Raw genomic sequence first — 1,651 nt, 5'->3', positions numbered from 1 at the left:
GACATTGGGATTTCATTTGTCATTGGGATTTGGACATTGGGATTTTTATTCTTTGGCTTCATTATTTTCCTTAACATTATCTAAACATATACATTCCTTATTTCCCTATAGGGTGAATAGTTACTAAAAATTTTGACATAAATATCCCTTTCATCAATATAACCTAGTTATAAAACAAGCGGGATTTTGGGTTAAATGTGACATTTAGGGCAGTTGCAGGCGAGGAAGAGGTAATAATATTTCCGTCCACAACAATATCCTGATTAAGAACCTCTGCCCCAATTCTGCCAATTGCTTTCTTCTGAAATATCTCCATATGCCTTACTCCAGCCTAAAACATCAGTAAACACGCTGGCTTCATATTCTTCAAAGCCATTACATAGAAAAAGTAATACTTTCTTCATAATTTTTCTGCTTCTACCTCCAATCTCATCATTTGAATATGAATAAAACCCTTATTGTCGGGTGGATAATCCTTAATGTATTTATCCACTATCTCCCCAATAAATTCATCGCGTAGTTCTTCGGGCAGCCTTTGGGTATAAGGAAGCCAGGTTGTCCGAATCCATCCAGATAGCCCTTCCTTTCCTTTATGAATCATATCCTTTGGGATTAATTCAACCCGTTTTACTTTAAGCCCAACATCTTTCAGCCAAACATTGTATTCATCTGTTCCATAAAAACCCCAGGGGAAAGCAAAATCAGTAAAATATTCATTCCACCTCTTACTATTTACAATTGTTTCTGAAACCTCTATGATTTTGGCAGCGTTCCCCTTGCCAGCCATTTGAAGCAAAATTCTCCCACCTGGCTTCAGGCTCCTTTTAATTCCCTTGAGAACTGGCAAATGGTCAATGACCCAATGAAGGGTAGAGGTAGAAAAAACAACATCAAATTCACTGATAAAATTCATCCCTCTTGCATCCTGTAATTGAAAGGCAAGATTTTTTGAAGAAAAGTTATCCTTTGCAAAGCTAATCATCTCAAAAGAGCTATCTATACCCAAAATTGAACCCCTTGGTAATTTTTCAGCAATTTCAGCACTAATTTTGCCATCTCCACAGCCAATATCTAAAACCCGTTCATTTCCTTTGAGAGCGAGTTTTAATATAAGTTCTTTTGCCCATTTCTGTTGCTCAAAGGAGCTTTTGTGGTAATCCTCTGCATCCCATTTATACATATTTTTATCCCCTCTTCTCAAAGAAGAATCTTCTCTTAAACCAAGGAGGGAACAAATTTTGCCAGCAAATACAGGTCTTCCTCTCCCGCGATAACCTTGTGTTTTACGCCTTCAGGAATCACAACGAAAACCCCAAGTTCATATTGTATCTCTTTGTCTGCAAGAATACCTTTACCATTACCACCGATAATCTCATGCAATTCCCATTTGTCTCCGTGAATATGTTCTCCAATTTCACAACCGGATTCTACCTTAACCAGATGGCAGCTGAATTTGCCATTCGTAGCCTCACCCTTCACAAGGTGTTTCAGAAAAACACCCTTAAAGATTGAATGGGCATTCCACAGAACTTCCCCAACTTTTTACAAATCTATATAAACAATAAGATAAAATGGATTATTGTTAAAAAAACAAAAAGAAAAGAAATATTTAAGAAAAATACCAAATCTGCCGATATTAAAGAAGGGGACG

At 36.9% G+C, this 1,651-nt stretch carries 2 protein-coding genes and 1 pseudogene; all 3 read right to left on the bottom strand.

Going from position 1 to position 1,651, the window contains the following annotated elements; genetic code table 11:
- Nucleotides 1–296: 296 nt before the first annotated feature.
- A pseudogene (locus tag AB1630_13045) lies at nt 297–404 on the bottom strand (DJ-1 family protein).
- A complete protein-coding gene (locus tag AB1630_13040) occupies nt 401–1,201 on the bottom strand; it encodes a methyltransferase domain-containing protein (protein ID MEW6104712.1) in 801 nt (266 codons plus the stop codon). Before AB1630_13040 ends, AB1630_13045 begins: the two are co-directional and overlap by 4 nt.
- 14 nt (nt 1,202–1,215) lie before the next feature.
- Nucleotides 1,216–1,479 carry a cupin domain-containing protein gene (locus tag AB1630_13035; protein ID MEW6104711.1) on the bottom strand — a complete coding sequence of 88 codons (264 nt, stop codon included), beginning with the start codon at nt 1,477–1,479 and terminating at the stop codon, nt 1,216–1,218.
- Between the last annotated feature and the right edge of the window lie 172 nt (nt 1,480–1,651).

The organism is bacterium (assembly GCA_040753555.1).
GTDB lineage: Bacteria > UBA9089 > UBA9088 > UBA9088 > UBA9088 > JBFLYE01.
This window is presented reverse-complemented; position numbering and strand designations above follow the sequence as displayed.